The sequence below is a fragment of the Massilia sp. UMI-21 genome (assembly GCA_015277795.1).
Lineage (GTDB): Bacteria > Pseudomonadota > Gammaproteobacteria > Burkholderiales > Burkholderiaceae_D > Telluria.
Genome location: CP063848.1, coordinates 3,808,793 through 3,834,918, shown reverse-complemented (window position 1 = coordinate 3,834,918; position 26,126 = coordinate 3,808,793). Strand labels below are relative to the sequence as shown.

General features: G+C 65.0%; 29 protein-coding genes and 1 tRNA gene. 27 read left to right on the top strand and 3 right to left on the bottom strand.

The window, feature by feature from the left end:
* The first annotated feature begins 74 nt into the window (after window positions 1-74).
* The 27 genes from IM543_16845 to phaP all read left to right on the top strand — a co-directional run bounded on the left by IM543_16845 (window position 75) and on the right by phaP (window position 22,912).
* Window positions 75-824, top strand: coding sequence for a triose-phosphate isomerase (locus IM543_16845; protein QOY93222.1), 750 nt, complete (start codon window positions 75-77; stop codon window positions 822-824).
* Between the two features lie 157 nt (window positions 825-981).
* Complete coding sequence (gene secG, locus IM543_16840) at window positions 982-1,467, top strand: preprotein translocase subunit SecG (GenBank protein QOY93221.1); 486 nt, start codon at window positions 982-984, stop codon at window positions 1,465-1,467.
* A 226-nt stretch (window positions 1,468-1,693) separates the two neighbouring features.
* Window positions 1,694-1,778 (top strand) — tRNA-Leu (locus IM543_16835).
* A gap of 290 nt (window positions 1,779-2,068) precedes the next feature.
* Window positions 2,069-2,428: an NADH-quinone oxidoreductase subunit A gene (locus tag IM543_16830; protein ID QOY93220.1), complete on the top strand. Its 360-nt coding sequence runs from the start codon at window positions 2,069-2,071 to the stop codon at window positions 2,426-2,428.
* A gap of 3 nt (window positions 2,429-2,431) precedes the next feature.
* Complete coding sequence (locus tag IM543_16825; protein ID QOY93219.1) at window positions 2,432-2,908, top strand: NADH-quinone oxidoreductase subunit B; 477 nt, start codon at window positions 2,432-2,434, stop codon at window positions 2,906-2,908.
* A 15-nt stretch (window positions 2,909-2,923) separates the two neighbouring features.
* The gene (locus tag IM543_16820; protein ID QOY93218.1) at window positions 2,924-3,520 is read left to right on the top strand and encodes an NADH-quinone oxidoreductase subunit C; all 597 of its coding nucleotides are present in this window, start codon (window positions 2,924-2,926) and stop codon (window positions 3,518-3,520) included.
* Complete coding sequence (locus IM543_16815; protein ID QOY93217.1) at window positions 3,520-4,773, top strand: NADH-quinone oxidoreductase subunit D; 1,254 nt, start codon at window positions 3,520-3,522, stop codon at window positions 4,771-4,773. Before IM543_16820 ends, IM543_16815 begins: the two co-directional genes overlap by 1 nt.
* Window positions 4,774-4,816: 43 nt before the next feature.
* Window positions 4,817-5,293, top strand: coding sequence for an NADH-quinone oxidoreductase subunit NuoE (gene nuoE, locus IM543_16810; GenBank protein ID QOY93216.1), 477 nt, complete (start codon window positions 4,817-4,819; stop codon window positions 5,291-5,293).
* Window positions 5,290-6,585, top strand: coding sequence for an NADH-quinone oxidoreductase subunit NuoF (gene nuoF / locus IM543_16805; protein ID QOY93215.1), 1,296 nt, complete (start codon window positions 5,290-5,292; stop codon window positions 6,583-6,585). Before nuoE ends, nuoF begins: the two co-directional genes overlap by 4 nt.
* 21 nt (window positions 6,586-6,606) lie before the next feature.
* Window positions 6,607-8,937, top strand: a complete 2,331-nt coding sequence (locus tag IM543_16800; protein QOY93214.1) for an NADH-quinone oxidoreductase subunit G — start codon at window positions 6,607-6,609, stop codon at window positions 8,935-8,937.
* Window positions 8,937-10,028, top strand: a complete 1,092-nt coding sequence (gene nuoH, locus IM543_16795) for an NADH-quinone oxidoreductase subunit NuoH (protein ID QOY93213.1) — start codon at window positions 8,937-8,939, stop codon at window positions 10,026-10,028. The genes IM543_16800 and nuoH overlap by 1 nt, the downstream gene beginning before the upstream one ends.
* Window positions 10,029-10,043: 15 nt before the next feature.
* On the top strand, window positions 10,044-10,532 hold the full coding sequence (gene nuoI, locus IM543_16790; GenBank protein ID QOY93212.1) for an NADH-quinone oxidoreductase subunit NuoI: 489 nt from the start codon (window positions 10,044-10,046) through the stop codon (window positions 10,530-10,532).
* A gap of 17 nt (window positions 10,533-10,549) precedes the next feature.
* Window positions 10,550-11,227, top strand: a complete 678-nt coding sequence (locus IM543_16785) for an NADH-quinone oxidoreductase subunit J (GenBank protein QOY93211.1) — start codon at window positions 10,550-10,552, stop codon at window positions 11,225-11,227.
* Complete coding sequence (gene nuoK / locus IM543_16780; protein ID QOY93210.1) at window positions 11,224-11,532, top strand: NADH-quinone oxidoreductase subunit NuoK; 309 nt, start codon at window positions 11,224-11,226, stop codon at window positions 11,530-11,532. Before IM543_16785 ends, nuoK begins: the two co-directional genes overlap by 4 nt.
* Before the next feature lie 40 nt (window positions 11,533-11,572).
* The gene (gene nuoL, locus IM543_16775) at window positions 11,573-13,645 is read left to right on the top strand and encodes an NADH-quinone oxidoreductase subunit L (GenBank protein ID QOY93209.1); all 2,073 of its coding nucleotides are present in this window, start codon (window positions 11,573-11,575) and stop codon (window positions 13,643-13,645) included.
* A gap of 36 nt (window positions 13,646-13,681) precedes the next feature.
* On the top strand, window positions 13,682-15,181 hold the full coding sequence (locus IM543_16770) for an NADH-quinone oxidoreductase subunit M (protein ID QOY93208.1): 1,500 nt from the start codon (window positions 13,682-13,684) through the stop codon (window positions 15,179-15,181).
* Between the two features lie 5 nt (window positions 15,182-15,186).
* Entirely contained in the window at window positions 15,187-16,701 is a 1,515-nt protein-coding gene (gene nuoN / locus IM543_16765) for an NADH-quinone oxidoreductase subunit NuoN (protein ID QOY93207.1), read from the top strand.
* Between the two features lie 13 nt (window positions 16,702-16,714).
* The gene (locus IM543_16760; protein QOY93206.1) at window positions 16,715-17,050 is read left to right on the top strand and encodes a DUF2818 family protein; all 336 of its coding nucleotides are present in this window, start codon (window positions 16,715-16,717) and stop codon (window positions 17,048-17,050) included.
* Window positions 17,051-17,123: 73 nt separating this feature from the next.
* Entirely contained in the window at window positions 17,124-17,681 is a 558-nt protein-coding gene (locus IM543_16755; protein QOY93205.1) for an NUDIX hydrolase, read from the top strand.
* A gap of 3 nt (window positions 17,682-17,684) precedes the next feature.
* Entirely contained in the window at window positions 17,685-18,392 is a 708-nt protein-coding gene (locus IM543_16750; GenBank protein ID QOY93204.1) for a hypothetical protein, read from the top strand.
* Window positions 18,389-19,213: a 2-C-methyl-D-erythritol 4-phosphate cytidylyltransferase gene (locus tag IM543_16745; protein ID QOY93203.1), complete on the top strand. Its 825-nt coding sequence runs from the start codon at window positions 18,389-18,391 to the stop codon at window positions 19,211-19,213. Before IM543_16750 ends, IM543_16745 begins: the two co-directional genes overlap by 4 nt.
* A gap of 6 nt (window positions 19,214-19,219) precedes the next feature.
* On the top strand, window positions 19,220-19,729 hold the full coding sequence (locus tag IM543_16740; protein ID QOY96726.1) for a 2-C-methyl-D-erythritol 2,4-cyclodiphosphate synthase: 510 nt from the start codon (window positions 19,220-19,222) through the stop codon (window positions 19,727-19,729).
* A gap of 122 nt (window positions 19,730-19,851) precedes the next feature.
* A complete protein-coding gene (locus tag IM543_16735) occupies window positions 19,852-20,160 on the top strand; it encodes a hypothetical protein (protein QOY93202.1) in 309 nt (102 codons plus the stop codon).
* 129 nt (window positions 20,161-20,289) lie between these two features.
* Window positions 20,290-20,844: an NAD(P)H-dependent oxidoreductase gene (locus IM543_16730; protein ID QOY93201.1), complete on the top strand. Its 555-nt coding sequence runs from the start codon at window positions 20,290-20,292 to the stop codon at window positions 20,842-20,844.
* Window positions 20,834-21,271, top strand: a complete 438-nt coding sequence (locus IM543_16725) for a VOC family protein (protein QOY93200.1) — start codon at window positions 20,834-20,836, stop codon at window positions 21,269-21,271. Before IM543_16730 ends, IM543_16725 begins: the two co-directional genes overlap by 11 nt.
* A complete protein-coding gene (locus tag IM543_16720) occupies window positions 21,268-22,170 on the top strand; it encodes an ion transporter (GenBank protein QOY93199.1) in 903 nt (300 codons plus the stop codon). Before IM543_16725 ends, IM543_16720 begins: the two co-directional genes overlap by 4 nt.
* Window positions 22,171-22,303: 133 nt before the next feature.
* Entirely contained in the window at window positions 22,304-22,912 is a 609-nt protein-coding gene (gene phaP, locus IM543_16715) for a TIGR01841 family phasin (GenBank protein QOY93198.1), read from the top strand.
* 36 nt (window positions 22,913-22,948) lie between these two features.
* On the opposite strand, the gene IM543_16710 is transcribed toward phaP, so the two are convergent.
* The 3 genes from IM543_16710 to IM543_16700 all read right to left on the bottom strand — a co-directional run bounded on the left by IM543_16710 (window position 22,949) and on the right by IM543_16700 (window position 26,064).
* Window positions 22,949-24,184, bottom strand: coding sequence for an acyltransferase family protein (locus IM543_16710; GenBank protein ID QOY93197.1), 1,236 nt, complete (start codon window positions 24,182-24,184; stop codon window positions 22,949-22,951).
* Window positions 24,185-24,292: 108 nt separating this feature from the next.
* A complete protein-coding gene (locus IM543_16705) occupies window positions 24,293-25,006 on the bottom strand; it encodes a response regulator transcription factor (GenBank protein QOY93196.1) in 714 nt (237 codons plus the stop codon).
* Window positions 24,994-26,064, bottom strand: a complete 1,071-nt coding sequence (locus IM543_16700) for a histidine kinase (protein ID QOY93195.1) — start codon at window positions 26,062-26,064, stop codon at window positions 24,994-24,996. Before IM543_16700 ends, IM543_16705 begins: the two co-directional genes overlap by 13 nt.
* Between the last annotated feature and the right edge of the window lie 62 nt (window positions 26,065-26,126).

The window sequence follows — 26,126 nt, the reverse complement described above, 5'->3', positions numbered from 1 at the left end:
CAGTGGCCCAGCCATTGTTTGACCGCCACATATTCGACCGCTAGAATAGCGGGTTAATTTAATGATGGGGTACTATGCGTCCCAAACTCGTCGTAGGTAACTGGAAAATGAACGGCAGCCGCGCGGCCAACGCCACGCTGCTGACCGGCATTCTTGAAGGACTGGGCAATGCCCGGGCCGCCGTCGCGGTCTGCGTGCCGGCACCATACCTGTACCAGTGCGAAGAACTTCTCAAGGGCACGCCGGTCGCATGGGGTGCGCAGGACGTTTCCTGCCACCCGGTCGGCGCCTATACCGGTGAAGTGTGCATGTCGATGCTGCAGGATTTCGGCTGCCGCTACGTGATCGTCGGCCACTCCGAGCGCCGCGCCTATCACGGCGAGGCGGACGCGCAGGTGGCCAGGAAGGCCAAGGCCGCGCTCGAGGCCGGCCTGACCCCGATCGTCTGCGTGGGCGAGACCCTGGCGCAGCGCGAAGCGGGCCAGACCATGGCCGTTGTCGGCGCCCAGCTCGATGCCGTGCTGGAAGCGGTCGGCGCCGATGCCGTCGACAAGATCGTGCTGGCCTACGAGCCGGTGTGGGCAATCGGCACCGGCAAGACCGCCACCCCGGCCATGGCCCAGGAAGTGCATGCCGCCCTGCGTGAAAAGCTGCGCGCGTGCAACGCCGGCGCCGCCGAAAACACGCTGGTGCTGTACGGCGGCAGCATGAAGCCGGATAATGCGGCGGACCTGATGGCGCAGCCGGACATCGACGGCGGCCTGATCGGCGGCGCGGCGCTGAAGGCGGCCGATTTCCTCGGCATCATTCGCGCGGCACCATAAGAATTAAGAGCGCCTGACAAAACCCATGGGGCAAGGCGCATCGTCGCGGACAGTACGCAAGTACGGCAAGACGATGCAACGCAGACATAGGGGAATTGTCAGGCGCTCTCGGAAGCAGCAGCATTTAAAACGTCGTTAACTTGGGAATGGAATTGCAATGAGCACCGTGTTCAATCTGATTATTGTTGTGCAGGTTATTTCGGCCCTGGCCATCATCGGCCTGGTGCTGGTCCAGCACGGCAAGGGCGCCGACATGGGCGCGGCCTTCGGTTCGGGCGCCTCGGGCAGCCTGTTCGGCGCCTCCGGTTCGTCGAACTTCCTGTCGAAGTCGACCGCCGTCGCGGCCGCGGTGTTCTTTGCATCGACCCTGGCGCTGGCCTGGGCCAGTAACGGCCGCACCGCCGCCGGCACCGACGGCGGCGTGATGGAGCGCGTGACCGTGCCGTCGTCGAAGGCGCCGGCCACGGGCATTCCGAGCGACGTGCCGGGCGCCGGTCCGAACGCCGGCCCGACCACGGTCGTGCCCGCGAACGACATTCCGCAAACCCCGGGCGTGGCCATCCCGGCAGCGCCGGGCCAGGCGGCACCGGCGCCGGCCACCGCCGCACCGGCGGCGCCGGCTCCAGCGGCGCCGGCCAAGTAAATCGGGGCGGGCCTGCACGCCTGTTCCGGTTTCGGAGTAGAATGCGGCACGTCTTTCGGGGCGTGTTGCAAGTAGTAAGGGGTGAAAGCCCATTCAATGCTGCCGAGTCTGCCCTCAAGTTTGGCTGGCCTCAAAAGAAATGTTGAGTAATTGCGAAAATTCCTTGTGATGGCGCAATTTGTGCATTGAAAAGTAGTGCTAAAGCAGGGTAAAATACTGGTCTCCAGCCGACGTGGTGAAATTGGTAGACACGCTATCTTGAGGGGGTAGTGGCGCAAGCTGTGCGAGTTCGAGTCTCGCCGTCGGCACCAAGATATGAAAGAGCCAGCAAGGGCGCATGAGCGAACGCTCTCCTGCCTGAGCTGGCTTTTTTACGAGGATCAATCGTACGATCCTGGTTGCAATCTTCGGACGGCCTTGCAGACCGTAGCGAGCGGCGGCAATGCCGGTCGAGAAGCAGCGCCGTACGGGCAGTACGGCGAGCATCGCAGACCGGCAGTGCAACGCGCAGTAGGTTTGCAAGGCCATCCGGCCAGGTTCGCGCGATTCGGCGCTGCAGCCCTGCAGTGTTTCATTAACCGATCGTTCAAATAGGCTTCACGTGAACCTCGAAAATTACCTTCCCGTTCTTCTCTTTATCCTGGTCGGCATCGGCGTCGGTGTCGCTCCGCAGGTGCTCGGCCGTCTGCTCGGCCCGCATCGCCCCGACGCGGCCAAGCTGTCCCCCTATGAATGCGGCTTCGAAGCCTTCGAAGACGCGCGCATGAAGTTCGACGTTCGCTACTACCTGGTGGCGATCCTGTTTATTTTGTTTGATCTGGAAACGGCATTCTTCTTCCCATGGGGCGTCTCGATGCGCGAACTGGGCTGGACCGGTTTCATCACGATGATGGTGTTCATCGCCGAATTCGTCGTGGGCTTCTGGTACATCTGGAAGAAAGGTGCCCTTGATTGGGAATAAGCCATGGCAATTGAAGGCGTATTAAACGAAGGTTTCATTACCACCACAGCCGACAAGCTGATCAACTGGGCGCGCACCGGGTCGATGTTCCCGATGACGTTCGGTCTGGCATGCTGCGCGGTCGAGATGATGCATGTGGGCGCCGCCCGCTACGATCTCGACCGTTTTGGCATTGTGTTCCGCCCGTCGCCGCGCCAGTCCGACGTGATGATCGTCGCCGGCACGCTGTGCAACAAGATGGCTCCCGCCCTGCGCAAGGTGTACGACCAGATGGCCGAACCGCGCTGGGTGATCTCGATGGGGTCCTGCGCCAACGGCGGCGGCTATTACCACTACTCGTACTCGGTGGTGCGCGGTTGCGACCGCATCGTCCCTGTCGACGTCTACGTGCCGGGTTGCCCGCCGACCGCGGAAGCCCTGCTGTACGGCATCATGCAGCTGCAGAACAAGATCAAGCGCACCAACACCATCGCGCGCTAAGAACAGCGAAACACCATGACGACGAAACTCGAAACCCTTGAACTCGCCCTGAAAAACGCACTGGGCGAGGGCGCAGCAATTAGTTCGGCGCTGGGTGAAGTGACTGTGGTGGTCAAGGCCGCCGACTACATCCGCTCGATGCAGGCGCTGCGCGACACTCCGGCGCTTGCCTTCGAACAAATGATCGACCTGTGCGGCGTCGACTATTCCCAATACGGTGAAGGCACCTGGGAAGGTCCGCGCTTCGCGGTCGTGGTGCACCTGCTGTCGGTGCAGCACAACTGGCGCGTGCGCGTGCGCGTGTTCTGCCCGGACGACGACATGCCGCTGGTCGAATCGATCACCGGCATCTGGCGCGCCGCCAACTGGTTCGAGCGCGAAGCCTTCGACCTGTTCGGCATCCTGTTCGACGGCCACGGCGACCTGCGCCGCATCCTGACCGACTACGGCTTCATCGGCCACCCGTTCCGCAAGGACTTCCCGATCACGGGCTATGTCGAGATGCGTTACGACCCTGAACAGAAACGCGTGATCTACCAACCGGTGACGATCGAACCGCGCGAGAACATCCCGCGCGTGATCCGCGAAGAAACCTACGGGACATCGAAATAATGGCTGAGCTTAAGAATTACACCCTGAACTTTGGTCCGCAGCACCCGGCGGCGCACGGCGTGCTGCGCCTGGTGCTGGAGCTGGACGGCGAAGTGATCCAGCGCGCCGACCCGCACATCGGCCTGCTGCACCGCGGCACCGAGAAGCTGGCCGAAACCCGCACCTACCTGCAGTCGGTCCCGTACATGGACCGCCTGGACTACGTGTCGATGATGTGCAACGAGCACGGCTATGTGCTGGCGATCGAAAAGCTGCTCGGCATCGAGGCGCCGATCCGTGCGCAGTACATCCGCACCATGTTCGACGAGATCACCCGCCTGCTGAACCACCTGATGTGGCTGGGCGCGCACGCGCTCGACATCGGCGCCATGGGTCCGTTCCTGTACGCCTTCCGTGACCGCGAAGACCTGTTCGACGTGTACGAGGCGGTCTCGGGCGCGCGCATGCACGCGGCCTACTACCGTCCGGGCGGCGTCTACCGCGACCTGCCGGACCGCATGCCGCAGCACAAGGAATCGCCGATCCGCTCGAAGAAGGCGATCGACGAGCTGAACCGCGACCGCCAGGGTTCGGTGCTCGATTTTATCGCTGCCTTCACGGAGCGCTTCGACGGCTATGTCGACGAGTACGAGACGCTGCTGACCGATAATCGTATCTGGAAGCAACGTACCGTCGGCATCGGCGTGGTGTCGCCGGAAGACGCGCTGGCGATGGGCTTCACCGGCCCGATGCTGCGCGGCTCGGGCATCGCCTGGGACCTGCGCAAGACCCAGCCCTACGCGGCCTACGACAAGGTCGAGTTCGACATCCCGGTCGGTACCAACGGCGACTCCTACGACCGCTACCTGGTGCGTATCGAAGAAATGCGCCAGTCGAACCGCATCATCAAGCAGTGCATCGCCTGGCTGCGCGTGAACGGGGGCCCGGTCATGATCGACAACCACAAGATCGTGCCGCCGAACCGCATGGACATGAAGTCCAACATGGAATCGCTGATCCACCACTTCAAGCTGTTCACCGAAGGCTTCCACGTGCCGGAAGGCGAGGCCTATGCGGCGATCGAGCACCCGAAGGGCGAGTTCGGCATCTACATCGTGTCGGATGGCGCCAACAAGCCTTACCGCCTGAAGATCCGTACCCCGGATTATGTCCACCTGCAGAGCCTCGACGAAATGTCGCGCGGCCACATGATCGCAGACGCCGTGGCCATCATCGGCACCCAGGACATCGTGTTCGGCAGTATCGATAGGTGATGCTCACGTCCGCTAGGCGGACCCAGGTAAGAGGACAGAGAAAATGTTATCGCAGGAATGCTACAAGAAAATCGATCGTGAGCTGGCCAAGTACCCAGCCGATCAACGCCAGTCGGCCGTGATGGCCTCGCTGGCCCACGCCCAGGTGGAACTGGGCTGGCTGTCGCCGGACACCATGCAGGAAATCGCCGACTACATCGGCATGCCGGCCATCGCCGTGCAGGAAGTGGCGACCTTCTACAACATGTACAACCTGAAGCCGGTCGGCCAGTCCAAGATCACGGTCTGCACCAACCTGCCGTGCGCCCTGTCGGGCGGCGAGCGCGCCGCCCAGCGCATCAAGGACGCCCTCGGCATCGACTACCGCGAGACCACCGCGGACGGCAAGTTCACGCTGATGGAAGGCGAGTGCATGGGCGCCTGCGGCGACGCGCCGGTGATGCTGGTGAATAACCACCGCATGTGCTCGTTCATGAGCGACGAGAAGATCGACGCCCTGCTTGAGGAACTGAACAAATGACCAGCCTGCACGACCGTCACATCAATCCGCTGATCCTCAAGGACCTGAACGGCGACAACTGGCACCTGGCCGACTACGTCAAGCGTGGCGGCTATTCGGCGCTGCGCCGTATCATCGAAGAGAATATCTCGCCGGAACAGATCATCGCCGACCTGAAGGCCTCGGGCCTGCGCGGCCGCGGCGGCGCCGGTTTTCCGACCGGCCTGAAGTGGAGCTTCATGCCGCGCCAGTACCCGGGCCAGAAATACCTCGTCTGCAATACCGACGAAGGCGAGCCGGGCACCTTCAAGGACCGCGACATCATCCGCTACAACCCGCACGCGCTGATCGAGGGCATGGCCATCGGCGCCTACGCGATGGGCATCACCGTGGGCTACAACTACATCCACGGCGAGATCTTCCAGGAATACCTGCGCTTCGAGGAAGCGCTGGAAGAGGCGCGCGCCGCCGGCTTCCTGGGCGATAACATCATGGGCTCGCAGTTCAGCTTCCAGCTGCACGCGCACCACGGCTACGGCGCCTACATCTGCGGCGAAGAAACCGCGCTGCTGGAGTCGCTCGAAGGCAAGAAGGGCCAGCCGCGCTTCAAGCCGCCGTTCCCGGCCTCGTTCGGCCTGTACGGCAAGCCGACCACGATCAACAACACCGAGACCTTCGCGGCCGTCCCGTTCCTGCTGAACATCGGCCCGGAAAACTACATGGGTCTCGGCAAGCCGAACAACGGCGGCACCAAGATCTTCTCGATCTCGGGCGACGTCGAGCTTCCAGGCAACTACGAAGTCCCGCTGGGCACCCCGTTCGCCAAGCTGATGGAGCTGGCCGGCGGCATGCGCGGCGGCAAGAAGATCAAGGCGGTCATTCCGGGCGGCTCGTCGGCGCCGGTGATCCGCGGCGAGGTCATGATGGATACCGACCTCGACTACGACTCGATCGCCAAGGCCGGCTCGATGCTCGGTTCGGGCGCCGTGATCGTCATGGACGAGACCCGCTGCATGGTCAAGTCGCTGCTGCGCCTGTCGTACTTCTACTACGAGGAATCCTGCGGCCAGTGCACCCCGTGCCGTGAAGGCACCGGCTGGATGTACCGCATGGTCCACCGCATCGAGCACGGCAAGGGCCGTCCGGAAGACATGGACCTGCTCAACAACATCGCCTTCAACATCAAGGGCCGCACCATTTGCGCCCTGGGCGACGCCGCCGCGATGCCCGTTGAAGCCATGATCAAGAACTTCCGCGAGGAATTCGAATATCACATCGAGCACAAGCACTGCCTCGTGCCCGCATACCTTTAAACCAGGTCAGGTAACGATCAAATGGTTGAAATTGAATTAGACGGCAAAAAAGTCGAAGTCGCACCAGGTTCCATGGTGATGGACGCCGCAAACAAACTCGGGACCTACATCCCGCACTTCTGCTATCACAAGAAATTGTCGATCGCCGCCAACTGCCGCATGTGCCTGGTCGAAGTCGAGAAGGCGCCCAAGCCGCTGCCGGCCTGCGCCACCCCGGTCTCGCCGGGCATGATCGTGCGCACCCACAGCGACAAGGCGGTGCAGGCACAGAAGTCGGTGATGGAGTTCCTGCTCATTAACCACCCGCTGGACTGCCCGATCTGCGACCAGGGCGGCGAATGCCAGCTGCAGGATCTGGCGGTCGGCTACGGCAAGAGCAATTCGCGCTACGACGAAGAGAAGCGCGTGGTGGCCCCGAAAGAGGCCGGCCCGCTGATCTCGATGGAAGAGATGACGCGCTGCATCCAGTGCACCCGCTGCGTGCGCTTCGGCCAGGAAGTGGCCGGCGTGATGGAATTCGGCATGGTCGGTCGCGGCGAGCACTCGGAAATCACCACCTTCGTGGGCAAGACCGTCGACTCGGAAGTCTCGGGCAACATGATCGACCTGTGCCCGGTCGGCGCCTTGACTTCCAAGCCGTTCCGCTACTCGGCGCGTCCGTGGGAACTGCAGCGTCGCAAGTCGATCGCCCCGCACGATTCGCTCGGCTCGAACCTGATCGTCCAGGTCAAGGGCGGCAAGGTCATGCGCGTGCTGCCGCTGGAAAACGAAGCCATCAACGAATGCTGGCTGTCGGACAAGGACCGCTTCTCGTACGAGGCGCTGGACAATGCCGACCGCCTGACCGGCCCGATGATCAAGCAGGACGGCAAGTGGATCGACACCGACTGGCAGACCGCGCTGGAATACGTGGCCCATGGCCTGCGTAACATCCGTCATGAACACGGCGCCGACAGCATCGCCGCCGTCGCCACGCCGCACTCGACCCTGGAAGAGCTGTACCTGCTCAACAAGATGACCCGCGGCCTTGGCTCGGACAACATCGAGTTCCGCCTGCGCCAGAGCGACTTCGCGCTGGACGGCCAGGTCACCCCGTGGCTGGGCATGCCGATCGCGAACTTCTCGCAACTCAAGCGCGCCTTCGTCATCGGCTCCAGGCTGCGCAAGGACCATCCGCTGGTGGCGACCCGCCTGCGCACCGCCACCAAGGGCGGCGCCAAGCTGTCGCTGCTGGGCGCGAGCGACGACGACCTGTTGATGCCGGTCGCACATAAACTGATCGCCGCCCCGGGCGACTGGCTGGCCGCGCTGTCGGAAGTCGTGTCGGCCGTCGCCGCCGCCAAGGGCGTCAGCGCCCCGGCCGGTTTCGAAGGCGTCGAAGCGGGCGAAGCCGCCAAGGGCATCGCCGCCACCCTGGTCGGCCAGGAGAGCCCGGGCGCCGTGCTGCTGGGTAATGCTGCCTCGTACCACCCGCAAGCGTCGAAGATCCACGCTTGCGCCCAATGGATCGCCGAGCAGACCGGCTGCTCCTTCGGCTACCTGGTCGACGCCGCCAATACGGTCGGCGGCCACGTCGTCGGCGCGACGGGCAAGGGCGAGGCTGTGTTCGCCACCCCGAAGAAAGCCTACGTGCTGCTGAACGCGGAACCCGAGCTGGATGCGGCCAACCCGCAGCAGGCCCGCGCCGCGCTCGATGGCGCCGAGATGGTGGTCGCGATGTCGGCCTTCAAGCACGGCATGGACTTCGCCGACGTGCTGCTGCCGATCTCGCCGTTCAGCGAAACCGCCGGCACGTTCGTGAACTGCGAAGGCCGCGCCCAGAGCTTCAACGGCACCGTGCGTCCGCTGGGCGAGACCCGTCCGGCCTGGAAAGTCCTGCGCGTGCTGGGCAACCTGCTGGGCCTGTCGGGCTTCGACTACGAGACCTCGGAGTCGATCCGCGACGAAGCCATCGGCAAGGGCGTGACCGACCTGTCGGCCAAGCTGAACAACGTCGCGCGCCTTCTGCCTTCCGCGGGCCAGACCGCCCCGGCCGGCCAGCTCGAGCGCGTCGCCGACCTGCCGATCTATTTCACCGACGCGCTGGCGCGCCGTTCGGAGCCGCTGCAGCGCACCATGGATGCGAATGCGCCGCTGGTGACCCTGTCAAAGGCCGTCGCCGAGCAGCTCGGCGTGGCGTCGGGCGAGCTGGTGCGCGTGTCGCAGGGGACGGGCAGCGCGGTCCTGGTGGCCGACGTCGATGCACGCCTGCCGTCGAACGCGGTGCGCGTGGCCGCCGGCCACCCGGCCGTGGCGACCCTGGGCCCGATGTTTGGTCAGATCAATGTTGAAAAAGCAGGGGAGGGCAAGTAATGGCAACGCCCGGTTTTATCGATAGTTTTTATGAAATGGGCGCCGCCAGCCCGATCGCACCGGCCTGGCCACTGGTCTGGACCCTGATCAAGATCGTGGTGGTGCTGCTGCCGCTGATGGGCCTGGTCGCCTACCTGACCCTGTGGGAGCGCAAGCTGATCGGCTGGATCCAGATCCGCGTCGGCCCGAACCGCGTCGGTCCCGGCGGCCTGCTGCAGCCGATCGCCGATGCGGTCAAGCTGCTGCTCAAGGAAATCGTCATCCCGACCAAGGCCAACCGCAGCATGTTCGTGATCGGTCCGATCATGACCATCATGCCGGCACTGGCCGCCTGGGCGGTGGTTCCCTTCGGTCCGCAGGCGGCCCTGGCCAACGTCAACGCCGGCCTGCTGTTCCTGATGGCAATTACTTCGATGGAAGTCTACGGCATCATCATCGCCGGCTGGGCCTCGAACTCGAAGTACTCGTTCCTGGGCGCGATGCGCGCCTCGGCCCAGATGATCTCGTACGAGATCCCGATCGGTTTCGTGCTGGTGGTGGTGCTGATGGTCACCGGCAGCCTGAACCTGTCGGACATCGTGTTCAGCCAGCAGATCGGTACTTTCGCCGACATGGGCCTGAACTTCCTGTCGTGGAACTGGCTGCCGCTGCTGCCGCTGTTCGTGATCTACTTCGTGTCCGGCCTGGCCGAGTGCAACCGTCACCCGTTCGACGTGGTGGAAGGAGAGTCGGAGATCGTCGCCGGCCACATGGTCGAGTACTCGGGCATGTCCTACGCGATGTTCATGCTGGCCGAATACGCCAACATGATCCTGATCGCCACCCTGGCCTCGATCCTGTTCCTGGGCGGCTGGTCGGCACCGTTCGGCTTCCTGGAATTCGGCCCGATCGGCGGCTTCTTCTGGCTGTTCCTGAAGATGTTCGTGATGGTCTCGCTGATGATCTGGGTCCGCGGCACCTTCCCGCGCTACCGCTATGACCAGATCATGCGCCTGGGCTGGAAAGTATTCATCCCGCTGACGCTGTTCTGGCTGGTCGTGGTCGCCGTCTGGATGCACTCGCCCCTGAACATCTGGACTGCTGTGAAGTAAGGAAGCAAACACAAAATGAATCGGATTAAAGAAATTGTCGGCAGCCTGATGCTGTCCGAACTCTTCAAGGGCCTGGCCCTGACCGGCAAGTACGCGCTGTCGCGCAAGATCACGGTCCAGTACCCGGAAGAGAAGACCCCGATGTCGAACCGCTTCCGCGGCCTGCACGCCCTGCGTCGCTACCCCAACGGGGAAGAGCGCTGCATCGCCTGCAAGCTGTGCGAGGCAGTGTGCCCGGCAATGGCGATCACGATCGAGTCGGCGCAGCGCGAGGACGGCACCCGCCGCACCACGCGCTACGACATCGACCTGACCAAGTGCATCTTCTGCGGTTTCTGCGAAGAGTCCTGCCCGGTCGACTCGATCGTCGAAACCCATGTGCTGGAATACCACGGCGAAAAGCGCGGCGATCTCTACTACACCAAAGAGATGCTGCTGGCCGTGGGTGACCGCTACGAAAACGACATCGCCAGCGCCCGCGAGGCGGACGCGAAGTACCGATAAGAAGAGGCTGTCAATTCATGGAATTCACCACTTTCCTGTTCTACGCGTTCGCGGCCATCACGGTGCTGGCAAGCCTGCGCGTCATTACCACCAAGAACCCGGTTCACGCCGCGCTGTTCCTGGTGCTTGCTTTCTTCAACGTGGCCGGCATCTGGCTGCTGCTGAAGGCCGAGTTCCTGGCCATCGTGCTGGTGCTGGTCTACGTCGGCGCCGTGATGGTGCTGTTCCTGTTCGTTGTCATGATGCTCGACATTAATATCGACCGCATGCGCGAGGGCTTCTGGGGCTACCTGCCGGTCGCCTCCGGTATCGGCGCCCTGATCGTGCTCGAGATGGCCGCCGTGCTGTACCGTTCGTACAGCCAGACCGACCTGTCGGCCGAGGCCGCCGCCCTGAACATCGGTGGCACCAAGGAATTGGGCCTCTTGATCTACACCAAGTACATCTACGGCTTCGAGATCGCCGCCGTGATCCTGCTGGTGGCGATCATCGCCGCAGTCGCCCTGACCCTGCGCAAGCGCAAGGACAGCAAAGCAATCGACCCGGGCGCCGCCGTCCGCGTCAAGCGTAACGACCGCCTGCGCATCGTCAAGATGGACGCGGTCAACCAGCGCGCCATCGATGCCGCCGCCGCCGAACGCGCAGCAGCAGCAACGGCCGCGGTATCGACCGAAGCACCGAAGGAGGCACCATGACCCTGTCGCTCGCACACTACCTGATCCTGGGCGCGATCCTGTTCGCGATCTCGGTGATCGGCATCTTCCTGAACCGGAAGAACATCATCATCCTGCTGATGGCCGTCGAACTGATGCTGCTGGCGGTGAACCTGAACTTCGTCGCGTTCTCGCACTACCTCGGAGACGCGGCGGGGCAGATCTTCGTGTTCTTCATTCTGACCGTCGCGGCCGCCGAATCGGCGATCGGCCTGGCGATCCTGGTGGTCCTGTTCCGTAACCTGGACACGATCAATGTGGAAGACCTCGACAGCCTGAAGGGCTGATCCGGTCTCGGTTGATAAACAATAACGATTAAGGTTCAACATGGCGGGGCAACTCTCTTCCTCAATGTTACTGGCGGTGCCTCTGGCGCCGCTGGCGGGCTCGGCGATTGCCGGCCTGCTCGGCACCAAGTTCTTCGGCAATGTGGTCGGCCGCAAGGTGTCGCACACGGCGACCATCCTGGGTGTGCTGATCGCACTGATCATCTCGGTGCAAACCCTGATGGCGGTGCTCGGCGGCGCCGAGGTCTTCAATGAAGACATCTACACCTGGATGACCGTCGGCACGCTCAAGCTGGCCGTCGGCTTCCAGATCGACGCGCTGTCGGCAATGATGATGTGCGTGGTGACTTCGGTGTCGCTGATGGTCCACATCTACACGATCGGCTACATGGCCGAGGACGAAGGCTACAACCGCTTCTTCTCGTACATCTCGCTGTTCACCTTCGCGATGCTGATGCTGGTCATGTCCAACAACTTCCTGCAGCTGTTCTTCGGCTGGGAAGCGGTGGGCCTGGTCTCCTACCTCCTGATCGGCTTCTGGTACACCCGTCCGACCGCGATCTTCGCCAACATGAAGGCCTTCCTGGTCAACCGCGTCGGCGACTTCGGCTTCATCCTGGGCATCGGCCTGCTGCTGGCCGCCGCGGGTTCGATGCAGTACACCGACGTGTTCGCCAAGGCCGACCAGCTGTCGCAAATGACCGTGCCGGGCATCGGCTGGCCGCTGCTGACCGCCGCCTGCATCTGCCTGTTCATCGGCGCGATGGGCAAGTCGGCGCAGTTCCCGCTGCACGTCTGGCTGCCGGACTCGATGGAAGGTCCGACCCCGATCTCGGCGCTGATCCACGCGGCAACCATGGTTACCGCCGGCATCTTCATGGTGGCGCGCATGTCGCCGCTGTTCGAACTGTCGGACGGCGCGCTGAGCTTCATCATCGTGATCGGCTCGATCACCGCGCTGTTCATGGGCTTCCTGGGCATCATCCAGAACGACATCAAGCGCGTCGTGGCGTATTCCACGCTGTCCCAGCTGGGCTACATGACCGTCGCGCTGGGCGCCTCGGCCTACTCGGTGGCGGTGTTCCACCTGATGACCCACGCGTTCTTCAAGGCGCTGCTGTTCCTGGGCGCGGGTTCGGTCATCATCGGCATGCACCACGACCAGGACATGCGCAACATGGGCGGCCTGCGCAAGTACATGCCGATCACCTGGATCACCTCGCTGATCGGTTCGCTGGCCCTGATCGGCACCCCGTTCTTCGCGGGCTTCTACTCGAAGGATTCGATCATCGAGGCCGTGCACGCGACCAACATCCCGGGCGCCGGCTTCGCCAACTTCGCGGTGCTGGCAGGCGTCTTCGTGACCGCCTTCTACTCGTTCCGCATGTACTTCCTGGTGTTCCATGGCGAATCGCGCTGGAATCATCCGGTGAAGCACAGCGAAGGCCACGATTCGGACGCGCATCACGAAGAAGACGCGCATGACGACCATGGCGACGATCACCACCACCATGGCCTGCAGCCGGGCGACAAGCCGCACGAGTCGCCGTGGGTCGTGACCCTGCCGCTGGTCCTGCTGGCGATCCCGTCGGTCATCATCGGCTACCTGGCGATCGGCCCGATGCTGCACGGCGATTTCTTCAAGGACGTGATCTTTGTCGGCGAGAACCATACCGCGATGGAAACCCTGCGCGAAGAGTTCCACGGCGCCACCGCGATGGCGATCCATGGCCTGCAGACCATGCCGTTCTGGCTGGCCCTGGCCGGCGTCGTGACCGCCTACTACTGCTACATGGTCAACCCGCGCGTCCCGGCCTGGTTCTATGCCAAGTTCAAGCCGCTGCACACCCTGCTGGACAACAAGTACTACATGGACAAGTTCAACCAGGTAGTCTTCGCCGGCGGCGCGCGCGCCATCGGCGGCGGCCTGTGGAAAGTGGGCGACCGCGGCCTGATCGACGGCCTGCTGGTCAACGGCTCCGCCAAGCTGGTCGGGTGGTTCTCGACGATCACCCGTACCTTCCAGACCGGCTACATCTATCACTACGCATTCGTGATGATCGTCGCCGTGCTGGCAACCCTGCTGTGGTTCGTCCCGTTCTGGCGCGCTTGATCGGGTCAGATAAGAGAAAAAAGCGAAAAGCCAAAAATGATGCAGTCAATTTCTACATTTCCTCCTTACCTGAGCCTGTCGATCTGGCTCCCGATCCTGTTCGGCCTGATCGTGCTGGCCGTGGGCCGCGACAAGAACGCCGGCTTCGTGCGCCTGCTGGCCCTGGCCGGTGCCGTGGTCAGCTTCCTGCCGACCTTGCCGCTCATCATGAACTTCGACAATGCCGCCCACGGCATGCAGTTCTATGAGGCGGCCGCCTGGATCGAACGCTTCAACGTCTTCTACAAGCTGGGCGTCGACGGCCTGTCGCTGTGGTTCGTGCCGCTGACCGCCTTCATCACCATCATCGTGGTGCTGGCGGCGTGGCAGGTGATCGAAGAGCGTATCGGCCAGTACATGGGTTCCTTCCTGATCCTGTCGGGCCTGATGATCGGCGTGTTCACCTCGCTGGACGGCCTGCTGTTCTACTTCTTCTTCGAAGCCACCCTGATCCCGATGTACATCATCATCGGCGTGTTCGGCGGCCCGAATCGCGTGTATGCGGCATTCAAGTTCTTCCTGTACACGTTCTTCGGCTCGCTGCTGACCCTGGTCGCGATCATCTACCTGTACAACATGTCGGGTTCCTTCGACATCCTCGAATGGCACCGCCTGCCATTGAGCATGCACGAGCAGATCCTGATCTTCGGCGCCTTCTTCATGGCCTTCGCCGTGAAGGTCCCGATGTGGCCGGTGCACACCTGGCTGCCGGACGCCCACGTGGAAGCGCCGACCGGCGGTTCGGTGGTGCTGGCCGCGATCATGCTGAAGCTGGGCGCCTACGGTTTCCTGCGTTTTTCGCTGCCGATCACGCCGGATGCCTCGCAGTACCTGGCCCCGGGCGTCATCGCCCTGTCCCTGGTCGCGGTGATCTACATCGGCCTGGTGGCCCTGGTGCAGAAGGACATGAAGAAACTGGTCGCCTACTCGTCGATCGCCCACATGGGCTTCGTCACCCTCGGCTTCTTCATGTTCAACGACATGGGCGTGCAGGGCGGCCTGATGCAGTCGATCTCGCACGGCTTCGTGTCGGGCGCGATGTTCCTGTGCATCGGCGTGCTGTACGACCGCGTCCACTCGCGTGAAATCGCGGATTACGGTGGCGTGGTCAACACGATGCCGAAGTTCGCCGCCTTCGCCGTGCTGTTCTCGATGGCCAACGCCGGCCTGCCGGCCACCTCGGGCTTCATCGGCGAATTCATGGTGATCCTGGGCGCCGTCGAGTTCAACTTCTGGACCGGCCTGGCCTCGGGCACCGCCCTGATCCTGGGCGCCGCCTATTCGCTGTGGATGGTCAAGCGCGTGGTGTTCGGACCGATCGGCAACAAGCACGTCGCCGAACTGACCGACCTGAACGGCCGTGAGTTCGCCATCCTGGGCGTGCTGGCCATCGCCACCCTGTGGATGGGCCTGTATCCGGCGCCGATCGCCGAAACCCTGCAGGTGTCGGTCACCGACCTGCTGCAGCACGTCGCAGCCGGCAAATTGCCTCAATAAAAGCCATGAACGAAATGAACTCCACAATGCTAGCGGCAACCGACGCCAACCTGGCGCCGGTGTATGCCGAAATCTTCCTGCTGATCACCGCCTCCGCGATCCTGCTGATCGACATGTACCTGAAGGCCGGCAAGCGCAACCTGACCTATGCGCTGAGCCTGCTGGCGATTGCCGGTTGCGGCGTGCTGACCTTCGCCGACATGAGCGCCGGCGCCACCGTGTACACCTTCAACGGCATGTTCGTGGCGGACCCGATGTCGAACCTGCTCAAGCTGGTGACCTACGTGGCCACTGCCATGACCATCGTGTACTCGCGCCAGTATGCGCAAGACCGCGACATGTTGTCCGGCAACCTGGGCGGCGAGTTCTACGTGCTCGCGCTGTTCTCGATGCTGGGCCAGATGATCGTGATCTCGGGTAACAGCCTGCTGTCGATCTACCTGGGCGTCGAACTGATGTCGCTGTCGCTGTACGCGCTGGTTGCGCTGCGCCGCGACCACGCCGTCTCGACCGAAGCCGCGATGAAGTACTTCATCCTGGGCGCGCTGTCCTCGGGCTTCCTGCTGTACGGCATGTCGATGATCTACGGCGCCACCGGCTCGCTCGACCTGAACGCCATCAACCTGGCCAGCAGCGCCGTCGATGCCAACCGCACCATCCTGGTGTTCGGCCTGGTGTTCGTGGTTGCCGGCCTGGCCTTCAAGCTGGGCGTGGTCCCGTTCCACATGTGGGTGCCGGACGTGGTGCAGGGCGCCCCGACCGCCGTCACCCTGCTGCTGGGCGGCGCGCCGAAGCTGGCCACCTTCGCCATGGTGATCCGCCTGCTGGTGGAAGGCTTGCCGGCGATGGCCTTCGACTGGCAGCAGATGCTGCTGGTGCTGGGCGTGCTGTCGCTGGCCGTGGGTAACATCACCGCGATCGCGCAGACCAACGTCAAGCGCATGCTGGCCTACTCGACCATCGCCCAGATGGGCTTCGTGGTGCTGGGCCTGATGACCGGCGTGGTCGACGGCGACGCCAGCCGCGCCGCCGCCTCGTACAGCGCCGCGATGTACTACACCATCACCTATGTCCTGACGACGGTCGGCAGCTTCGGCCTGATCATGATGCTGGCGCGCGCCGGCCATGAAGCCGAGACCATTGCCGACTTCAAGGGCCTGGGCAAGCGCGCACCGTGGTTCGCGGTCGTGATGACCATCCTGATGTTCTCGCTGGCCGGCGTGCCGCCGATGGTCGGCTTCATGGCCAAGTGGGCCGTGCTGCAGGCGGTGGCCAACGCGGGCATGGTGTGGCTGGCGGTGGTGGCCGTGCTGTTCTCGCTGGTGGGCGCGTTCTACTACCTGCGCATCGTCAAGACCATCTGGTTCGACGAAGCCGCGGATACTGCCGCCATCCACACCCCGGCCGACATGCGCGTCGTGATGTCGCTCAACGGCCTGGCCGTGGTCGTGCTGGGTATCGTCCCGGGCTGGCTGCTGGCGGTGTGCTACACCGCGATGCAGGCAACCCTGCTCAAGTAAGCAGGCCGCCGAGGTGGATTCCTCCCTCGCCGCCTGGCTGGTCGTCGCGATCTCGATCGCGGCCGCCAACCTGCCTTTCCTCACCGAGCGCGTGTTCGGTGTCATTCGACTGGCACCGAAGCGCGCCGGCGACGGCGCGCCGTCCGGCGGCACCAAGTCCCTCCCGCTGCGCCTGCTCGAGTTAATTGTTTTATACTTCGTCGTCGGCTTCCTGGCGCGCATGCTGGAATCCCGGATCGGCGGCGTGTTCGCGCAGAACTGGGAGTTCTACGCGGTCACCGGCTGCCTGTTCCTGGTGCTGGCCTTTCCCGGTTTCGTCCTGCGTTACCTGCGCAAGCAGCGCCGTTGAACCGTGGGGGGCGGCAAGCCGTGATCGGCCTGGCCGACCAAGCCCCCCACGAAAACCTGTCAACGGAGCGTGCATGACGGTCAACCTGCAAGAAACCCGCCTCGCCGGCGGCGTGGTCTACGATGGCCCCTTCCTGAAAGTCGAGCGCGACCAGATTCGCTTGCCCGACGGTTCCACCTCCCACCGCGAATTCATCCGCCACCCCGGCGCGGTCGTGATCCTGCCGCTGCTCCCTGACGGCCGGGTGCTGCTCGAGCGCCAGTTCCGTTATCCGAACGGCCAGGTCTTCATTGAATTCCCGGCCGGGAAGATCGATCCGGGCGAGGACCACCTGGCCTGCGCCAGGCGCGAGCTGGAAGAAGAGACCGGCTACACCGCCGCCACATGGCGCTTCGTGTGCACCATCCACAACGCCATCGCCTATTCGGACGAGCACCTGGAACTGTTCCTGGCGGAAGACCTTACCGCCGGCGAGCAGAAACTCGACGAGGGCGAGTTCCTCGAAACCTTCAGCGCCACGCTGCCAGAGCTGCTCGAGATGGTCAGGCGCGGCGAGATCACCGACGTCAAGACCATCATCGGTGCGTTCTGGCTCGAGAAGATCCTGTCCGGCGCGTGGAGCCCGGCCTGAGCCATGCTTCGGTTGCCCGTGCTCGCCATCCTGTGCTGGGCGGCGCTCGCCGTGCCGGGTGCCCGGTCGGCTGAGCGCACGCCGTTCCAGGCGCAATGCGAGGACAGCATCGCCGACTCGCTGACGGTGCTGACCGGCACCCGGAACGGTTTCCGTGTCGACAATACGGTCGGCTTTCGCGCGCTGACGGCGATGAAAGGGCGGGCCCGTCCCGGGCAGGTGGTGCTCGGCCTGACCCGCACCGAGTCGATCGTCAGCATCAATGCCGGCGGGCGCCTGCTGAGCGATCCGGCCAGCGGCTACGAATGCATCGCGCCGCATATCGAGATCAAGCTCGACTATCCGCCGATCGTGGTCTACATCGGCCGCGAATTCCGGCCGGGATCCTGTGCCTACGAAGAATTGCTGGCCCACGAGATGCGCCATCTGAACGCCTACCTCGACTACCTGCCCAAGGCCGAGGCGCGGGTGCGCCTGGCGCTCGCGCGGCGCTTCGCCGACAAACCCCTGTACGCCCGCATCGGGCAGGCGCAGCGTCTGCTCCAGCGCGAAATCGACCGCGGCTGGATGCCCTATATTAAGCGTGAAATGGCGAAAGTCGAAGCCCTGCAGGCGGCGATCGATTCGCCGCGGGAGTATGCCCGCCTCGGCAAGGTTTGCGCAGGTGAGGTACAGTCGCTGATTCGACCTGTACAAAAACGCAAGACATGAGTGATTACACAGCAGCACCGCGCCCGGCAGCCAGGTATGTCGCCCTGATCCCGGCCGCCGGGGTCGGCGCCCGCATGGCGGCCGGCAGTCCCAAGCAGTACCTGCAGATCGGCGGCAAGCCCATGCTGCGCCACGCCCTCGACGCCTTCCGGGCGAGTGCGCTGATCGCACACACCTATGTCGTGGTGAGCCCGGACGACCCCTGCATCGACGCCATCGTCCCGTCCGATGGCGTGAGCGTGCTGCGCTGCGGCGGCGCCACCCGCATGGAGTCGATCCGCAACGGCCTGCACGCGCTGCGGCAGGGCGTCTCGGGCGACGACTGGATCCTGGTCCACGATGCCGCGCGGCCGGGACTGGACGCGGAACTGATCGCGCGCCTGATCGTCGAAACGGGTGAGCACCCTGCCGGCGGGCTGCTCGCGCTGCCGGTGGTCGACACCGTCAAGCGCAGCGTGGCAGGCGAGACGACGACAAGCGGATGCACCATCGCCCGCGACGGCCTGTGGCTGGCCCAGACGCCGCAGATGTTCCGCTACGCGCTGCTGGTGCGGGCACTTGCCGCCGTGACCGATCCGGCGGCGATCACCGACGACGCCAGCGCGGTTGAAGCGCTGGGACTGGCCCCCAGGTTGGTGGAAGGGCATCCCCGTAACCTCAAGGTGACGCTGCCGGCCGACATCCGGATCGCCGAGATGTACCTGGCGGCCTTCCGCGCCGCATCGACACACCACGCATCGACACATGACGCATCGACCCACGACGCATCGACACACAACGCATCGACACACAACGCATCGACATATCACGAACCGAGCTGAATGATTATGGTACAAGCATCCTTCAATCCTACTCCGCCGTTCCGCATCGGAACCGGCTATGACTGCCACGCGCTGGTCGAGGGGCGCAAGCTCATCGTCGGCGGGGTGACCATCCCGCACCGTCTCGGCCTGCTCGGCCATTCGGACGCCGACGTGCTGCTGCACGCGATCATCGATTCCTTGCTGGGCGCCGCGGCGCTGGGCGACATCGGCAAGCACTTCCCGGACACCGACCCGATGTTCGCCGGCGCCGATTCGCGGACCCTGCTGCGCGAGGTGGCGCACCGGGTCGTGGCCACCGGCTACACCATCGGCAACATCGACGCGACCATCATCGCCCAGCAGCCGAAGATGGCGCCGCACATCCCGCACATGGTGTCGCGCATCGCCGAAGACCTGGGCGTCTCGCCGCAGCAGGTCAACATCAAGGCCAAGACCAACGAAAAGCTGGGTTTCCTCGGGCGCGAGGAAGGGATGGCGGCGGAAGCGGTGTCGCTGCTGCTGCGCGCCGCCTGATGCAGCGCCGCCGGCGGGCGTCCAGCCATCCGCGAGCAAGGAAGCGCAGCATGCACACCCCGAATCCCCTGACGCCAGGCAGGTCCTGGAAGTCGCCTCCCGCCGCGGCCGGGGGCTGAGCCATGGCACGCGAAGCCTGGGCCTACCGCGAGGTCGCGGTCGAATCCTTCCTGGACCCGCGTAGCGGACAGCCGCGCATCCGTCCGGTCTCCGGCCAGGCCTACGCGACCTCGCTGCGGGTGCAGTGCGCGCGTCGGCTGTGCGACCCGGAGCGCTATCCGGTCGGCACCCGCTTCCTGATTCGCGCCAAGTTGACCGACCGCCAGGGCGGCGAGCCTTACCTGTACGCCTGGCATGGCGATCCGGTGGCGGTGTTGAGCAAGGCGGCGCTCAAGCGCTTCGTGGAAGAACGCAGGCGCCTGCGAATCTGAACACCTGTCGCGATAGGGTTGCGCCGCCACCAATGTACATGGATTTCTTGCCATGTATTTCGCGGGTGCAGCGCAATATTGTGAAAATGGTTACTATCGGGTTTTGAGACCGAACCCGAAAGGAATACCATGGCCACACGGAACATCGCCGTCCTCGTCGGCAGCCTGCGCAAGGACTCGTTCACCCGCAAGGTGGCGCAATCGATGATCGAACTGGCGCCCGCCGGGCTGAACATGGAAATCGTCGAGATTCGTGACTTGCCGCTGTACAACCAGGATGACGAGACCGACGATCCGCCGGCCGCTTTCACGGCGTTTCGCGCGCGCATCCGCCAGGCCGACGGTATCCTGTTCTGCACGCCCGAATACAACCGCTCGGTACCCGGCGCCCTGAAGAATGCGATCGACGTCGGGTCGCGCCCCTACGGCAAGGCGGCCTTCGCCGACAAGCCTTGCGCGGTCGTCAGCGTGTCGCCCGGCGCGCTGGGCGGCTTCGGCGCCAACCACCACCTGCGCCAGATGCTGCCCTTCCTGAACATGCCCTGCATGCCCGCGCCGGAAGCCTATGTCGGCATGGTGGCCGGCAAGTACGAAGGCGAGCGCCTGGTCAACGATGCCTCGCGCGATTTCTTCCAGGCCTTCATCGACAGCTTTGCCGCCTGGGTCGAGCGTCATGCGAAATGATCAAGGCGTCCGGCCGCAGCCGATCGCGGTGCGCGGAATCGACCACATCGTGCTGCGCGTGGCCGACCTCGACGTCATGATCGCCTTCTACGGCAAGGTGCTCGGTTGCCATGTGGAGCGCCGCGTCGAAGAGATCGGCCTGATCCAGCTGCGCGCCGGCCACGCCCTGATCGACCTGGTGCCCGTCAGTAGCAAGCTCGGGCGCGAAGGCGGCGCGGCGCCGGGCGTGGGCGGGCGCAACCTCGATCACCTGTGCCTGCGGGTCGAGCCGTTCGACGAGGCGGCGATCCGGCGTCACCTGGACGCGCATGGCGTCGCCGCCGGCCCGGTCGAGTCGCGCTATGGCGCCGAAGGCGAGGGACCGTCGATCTATCTGCTCGATCCCGAGCGCAACACTGTCGAGCTCAAGGGGCCGCCGTACCAATGACGCAGCAGACGCAGCAGAAGCGCAAGCGCGACTCGTTCACCCCGGCGGATTACGCCGGCCCTCCCGGCGGATGGCGCGCGCGGCTGCACGAGGTCATCTTCGGCATCGACACGCGGGCCGGACGGGCCTTCGACATCGGGCTGGTGGTGGCGATCCTGCTCAGCATCCTGGTCGTCGTCCTCGACAGCGTGGCGGAGATCCGTGCCCGCCACGGCGCGCTCATGCACGTGCTCGAGTGGGTGTTCACCCTGATGTTCACCGTCGAGTACCTGGCGCGCCTGGCGACGGTGCGCCATCCCTTGCGCTACGCGCTGAGTTTCTACGGGCTGATCGACCTGTTGTCCGTGCTGCCATCCTATGTGTCCCTGCTGGTGCCGGGCAGCAAAGCCCTGCTCGACATCCGGATCCTGCGCCTGCTGCGCGTGTTCCGTATCTTCAAGCTGACGCTGTATATCGAGGAATACACCCGACTTGGGGAGGCGCTGGGCGCCAGCCGGCGCAAGATCATGGTGTTTCTCTCGGTAGTGCTGATGGCGGTGCTGATCCTCGGAACGATCATGTACGTGGTGGAAGGGCCGAAGCACGGTTACACCAGCATCCCGACCGCCATGTATTGGGCAATCGTCACCATGACCACGGTCGGCTACGGCGACATCACCCCGCAGACCCAGCTCGGCAAGGGCATCGCCTCGTTCATGATGCTGCTTGGCTGGGGCATCCTGGCGGTGCCCACCGGCATCGTGACCGCCGAGATGACGGCGCGTCGCAGCGACCGCCGGCATGGGCTGCCGCGCGCCCTGTTCGCCTGCGCGGAGTGCGGCGCGACCGGCCATGATGCCGACGCGCGTTTCTGCAAGAATTGCGGGGCCGAACTGCCTGCGGCCACGACGGGGCGCTGAACGCGGGCACGCGCACGTTTGGCCCATATCAAATCTGCGCATGATCGCGTGGTTAGCCTTCTAGCTTCGTGCCGCGTCCCGCCCAAGCGGGCCGTGGCGGCCCTTCTTTTCCATAACGCAACGAGGTCAAGGCATGTTTCCCTTTTCGCAAACCGCGGCGGTGCGCACCCACATGGACGCGCAGACCGCCTTCATCAACGACGTGTCCAGATCGATGTTCCGGTCCTTCCAGCAGATATGGGACCTGAACATCCAGCTGGTCCAGACCCTGGTCGAGGAAAGTACGCTGGCCGGCCAGCAGATGCTGAGCGCCGACCGCCGGGGGACCGAGCTGTTCACTGCCGCCTCGGCGCGGGCCCAGCCCACCACCGAGAAGCTGCGCGCCTACCAGCACCACATCGCGCGCCTGGCCGCCGACGCCCAGGTCGAACTGGCGCGGGTGGCCGAGCAGCACGTGCAGAACACGAGCCGCACCGCCCGGGCCCTGGCCGACGAGGTGGCACGCAGCGCCGCCGAGGAAACCGAGCGCAGCATCCGCAACCAGCAGGAAGCGATGCGCAGCGCCGCCGATCCGTTCGTGCGCCCGAATGGCGACGCCCGCGCCTCGGCCGGCAGCGCGGCGGCGAGCGGCGGCGGCGGCAGCGGCAGCGGCGAAGCTTCGCGCGGCCAGCAGGGGGCAGGGCAGGGGGCGCAGCAGTCGGGCGGCCAGGGGGCGCGCCCCGCAGGCGCCCAGACACACTGAACGCACTGAGCGCACTGTCGAACCATTGCCTGCCGCTCAGACCTGCGCGATGGCGCCGGGGTGCCGGTCCGGCGCGGCCGCCGGCAAATCGCCCGGCACCTGCGCGCGACGCAGCGGGCCAAGCCCGAACAGCGGCCGCAGCCGGCGGACGCGCCGCACCATGTCGAACAATCCGAAGCTCAGGGTCACCGTCAGCACGACCAGCAGCACCGCCTCCAGACCCGGCGCGATGCGCAGCGGCTGCATCGCGTGCGCCATCGTGACGATCAGGGTCTGGTGCAGGATGTACACCGGGAAGACGGCCTCGTTCAGGTAGCGCCTGGCCGGCCCGTCGCGGTTCAGGTGGCGCGCAGCGAAACCGCAGGCGGCCACCATGGCGCTCCAGGCCAGCAGCGCGTACATGGCGAGCATGAAAGGCCGCAGCACCGCCACCACCGGGCGCGGAATCACCTCGTAGGTCACCGCATCCCACATGACGAGCAGCGTCCAGCCGGTGGCGGCAATGCCGAGCGCGTGCCAGCGCAGCGGCGGCAGCCGCGCCCAGAAGCCCGGGACGCGCGCCACCAGGGCGCCCAGCAGCAAGGGAAGGAAGGACATCGCATGGTTGTACCAGTCGCCGACCACGCTGTGATTGGTCGGGAAGTGGTCCACCAGCGCGAGGCGCGCAGCCGCCAGCACGGCCGCCGGCAGGACGATGATCCGCCAGCCTTGCAGCAATGCGCCCAGCTGCGCCGCGATCCGGTCGAAGCGCGCGCCCAGCGCGGCGACCAGGCCGCCCAGCAGCATCGTGTAGATCCACAGGTAGGCGACGAACCACAGGTGGTTCCAGGTCGGCAGGTCGAGGCAATCTTCCCGGCAGAAACCGTGATAGGCCTGCAGGTAGCGCTGCATGAAGGCGCCGTAGCCATCGGCATAGGCGAGCTTCTCGACCACTTCGAAATAGGGCTGCGGCGGCACGATCACCAGCATCCCGAATACCAGCGGCAGCAGCAGGCGCGTACTGCGCCGGCGCAGGAACGTGGCCGCGCCGGTCTTGCGCAGCATGAGGCTCGCGCCGGCGCCGGCGACGAAGAACAGCAGGCCGAGGCGCCATGGCGAGGAAAGCATCATGAAGGCTTCGGGACCGGTGCCGGCGAACGGACTCTTCACGTGCCAGTCCCAGGTGACGTAATACATGCCGACGTGGTAAAGGATCAAGATAAAGAAGACAATGATGCGCACCCAGTCGAGGAAGTACAGGCGTGCATTGGGGGAGGGGAGATCACGGGTCATGGCGCACTTTCGTTGACGACGATGGCGCCAGCATGGCGCGCAGGGCCGCATGGCACGAGCGTTTTGTGGCGAAGCGGGTCCACGCCGGGGCGGACCGGAACGCCTGCGCTAGGCGGGATCGAGCGTGGCCATGAGCGCGGCGCGGTACTGGCGGCTGCAGGGCACGCGTGCGCCGCTGCGCAGCAGCAGCTCGCAGTCGCCCTTGTCGAGCGGGACGATGCGTTCGATGGCTGCGGGCCGCACCGCGGCGCGCCGGTGGCAGCGAACGAAACCCGGCCCGAGCTGCTCCAGCAGGCCGGACAGGGTCTGGCGCAGCAGCGGCGCTCCTTGCGCCATGTGCAGCACCACGTAGTTGTCGGCGGTCTCGAGCCACTCGATGTCGGCCACCTGCACCACCCGCGTGGCGCCGCGCTCGGTGACGAGCAGGCGGCGCGGCGGCAGCCCGCGCATTGGCGCCGCCGGCTGGGCCGCGAGGCGTTCGCGCAGGCGTTCCAGCGCCCGCCGCAGGCGGGCCTGGTCGAAGGGCTTGAGCAGGTAATCGATGGCGTTGGCATCGAAAGCGCGCAAGGCGTAGGCGTCGTAGGCGGTCACGAATACCACCAGCGGCGCCGGCTGCGGCAGCGATGCGGCCAGGTCGATGCCCGAGAGCTCGGGCATCTCGATGTCGAGCAGCAGTGCGTGCGGCTGGAACTGCTGCAGGCAGCGCAGGGCCTGGTGGCCGTCGGCGGCTTCTTCGACGGCCTCGATGCCGGGTTCCAGCGCGAGCATGCGGCGCAAGCGTTCACGCGCAGGAAGTTCGTCGTCGACGATCAGGATGCGCACGGAATCCTCAACTGTGCGCGCACCCCGGCAGGGGCCAGTTGAACCAGCGACAGGCTGGCATCGCTTCCATGCAGCGCGGCCAGGCGTGCGCGCAGGTTGGCCAGGCCGAGGCCGGAACTGGAACCGGCGCCCGCCGGATCCGGGCCGAGTGCGCCGCGGTCGTCCTCGATGCCCAGCACCAGGTCGGCGCCTTCGCGCGCCGCGCTGACCGTGATGCGGGTCGGTCCGCGCTGGCGTTCGACGGTGTGCTTGAACACGTTTTCCAGCAGGGGCTGCACGCTCATCGCGGGCAACTGCACGCCCAGCAGGTCCTCGTCGATGCGCCATGCGAGCTGGGCGCGGCCGTCGAAGCGCTGCGCCATGACGCCCGCATAGGCGCGCGCCAGGCGCAGCTCCTGGGCGAGCGTGGCCTGGGGCTGCTCGCCCAGGGCCAGCGCCGCGCGCAGCAGGTCGGCCAGTTGCACCAGGGTGGCGTCGGCACGCGCCACGTCGGTATGCATCAGCGAAGAAATGGTGTTGAGCGCATTGAACAGGAAGTGCGGCTGCATCTGCCGCGCCAGCGACTGCAGCTGGGCTTCGCGCAGCAGCGCGTGGGCCTGCTCGGCCCGCATGCGGGCGCCAAGCAGCTCGCGGTAGGACAGCAGGCCGAAACCGATGACGGTAAACAGGCCGGCGAACACCGTGATCTTCAGCGACTCGTAGACGAAGACCTCGGGCCAGGCTTCGTGCTCGTAGCTGGCGCCGGCCAGCGCGTACACGGCGTGGCGGATGCCGAATACCAGCGGCACGAACACGATCCAGTACACGGGCAGCATGCGCGCCTGCAGCGCGAACCAGCGCCGGGGCGTGGCGACCAGGTGATCGTGGCGCGCATGAAGGCGGCGTTGCAGGAACAGCAGCCCACTGGCGACCAGCGCCGACGAGCTCTCCCACAGCACCGGCTGCCAGTAGGCGGTGCCGCCGTCGCGCCGGTAGTCCTCCAGCGCGACCAGCACCATCAGGATCCAGAACAGGAGCCAGGCGATGGCGAAGGCGGTCTTGCTGCGGGACGGGTTCATGCGGCACCGGCGGTTGGGATGCCCGATCATCCTGCATCCGGCGGCGCTTGTCAAAGCACCAT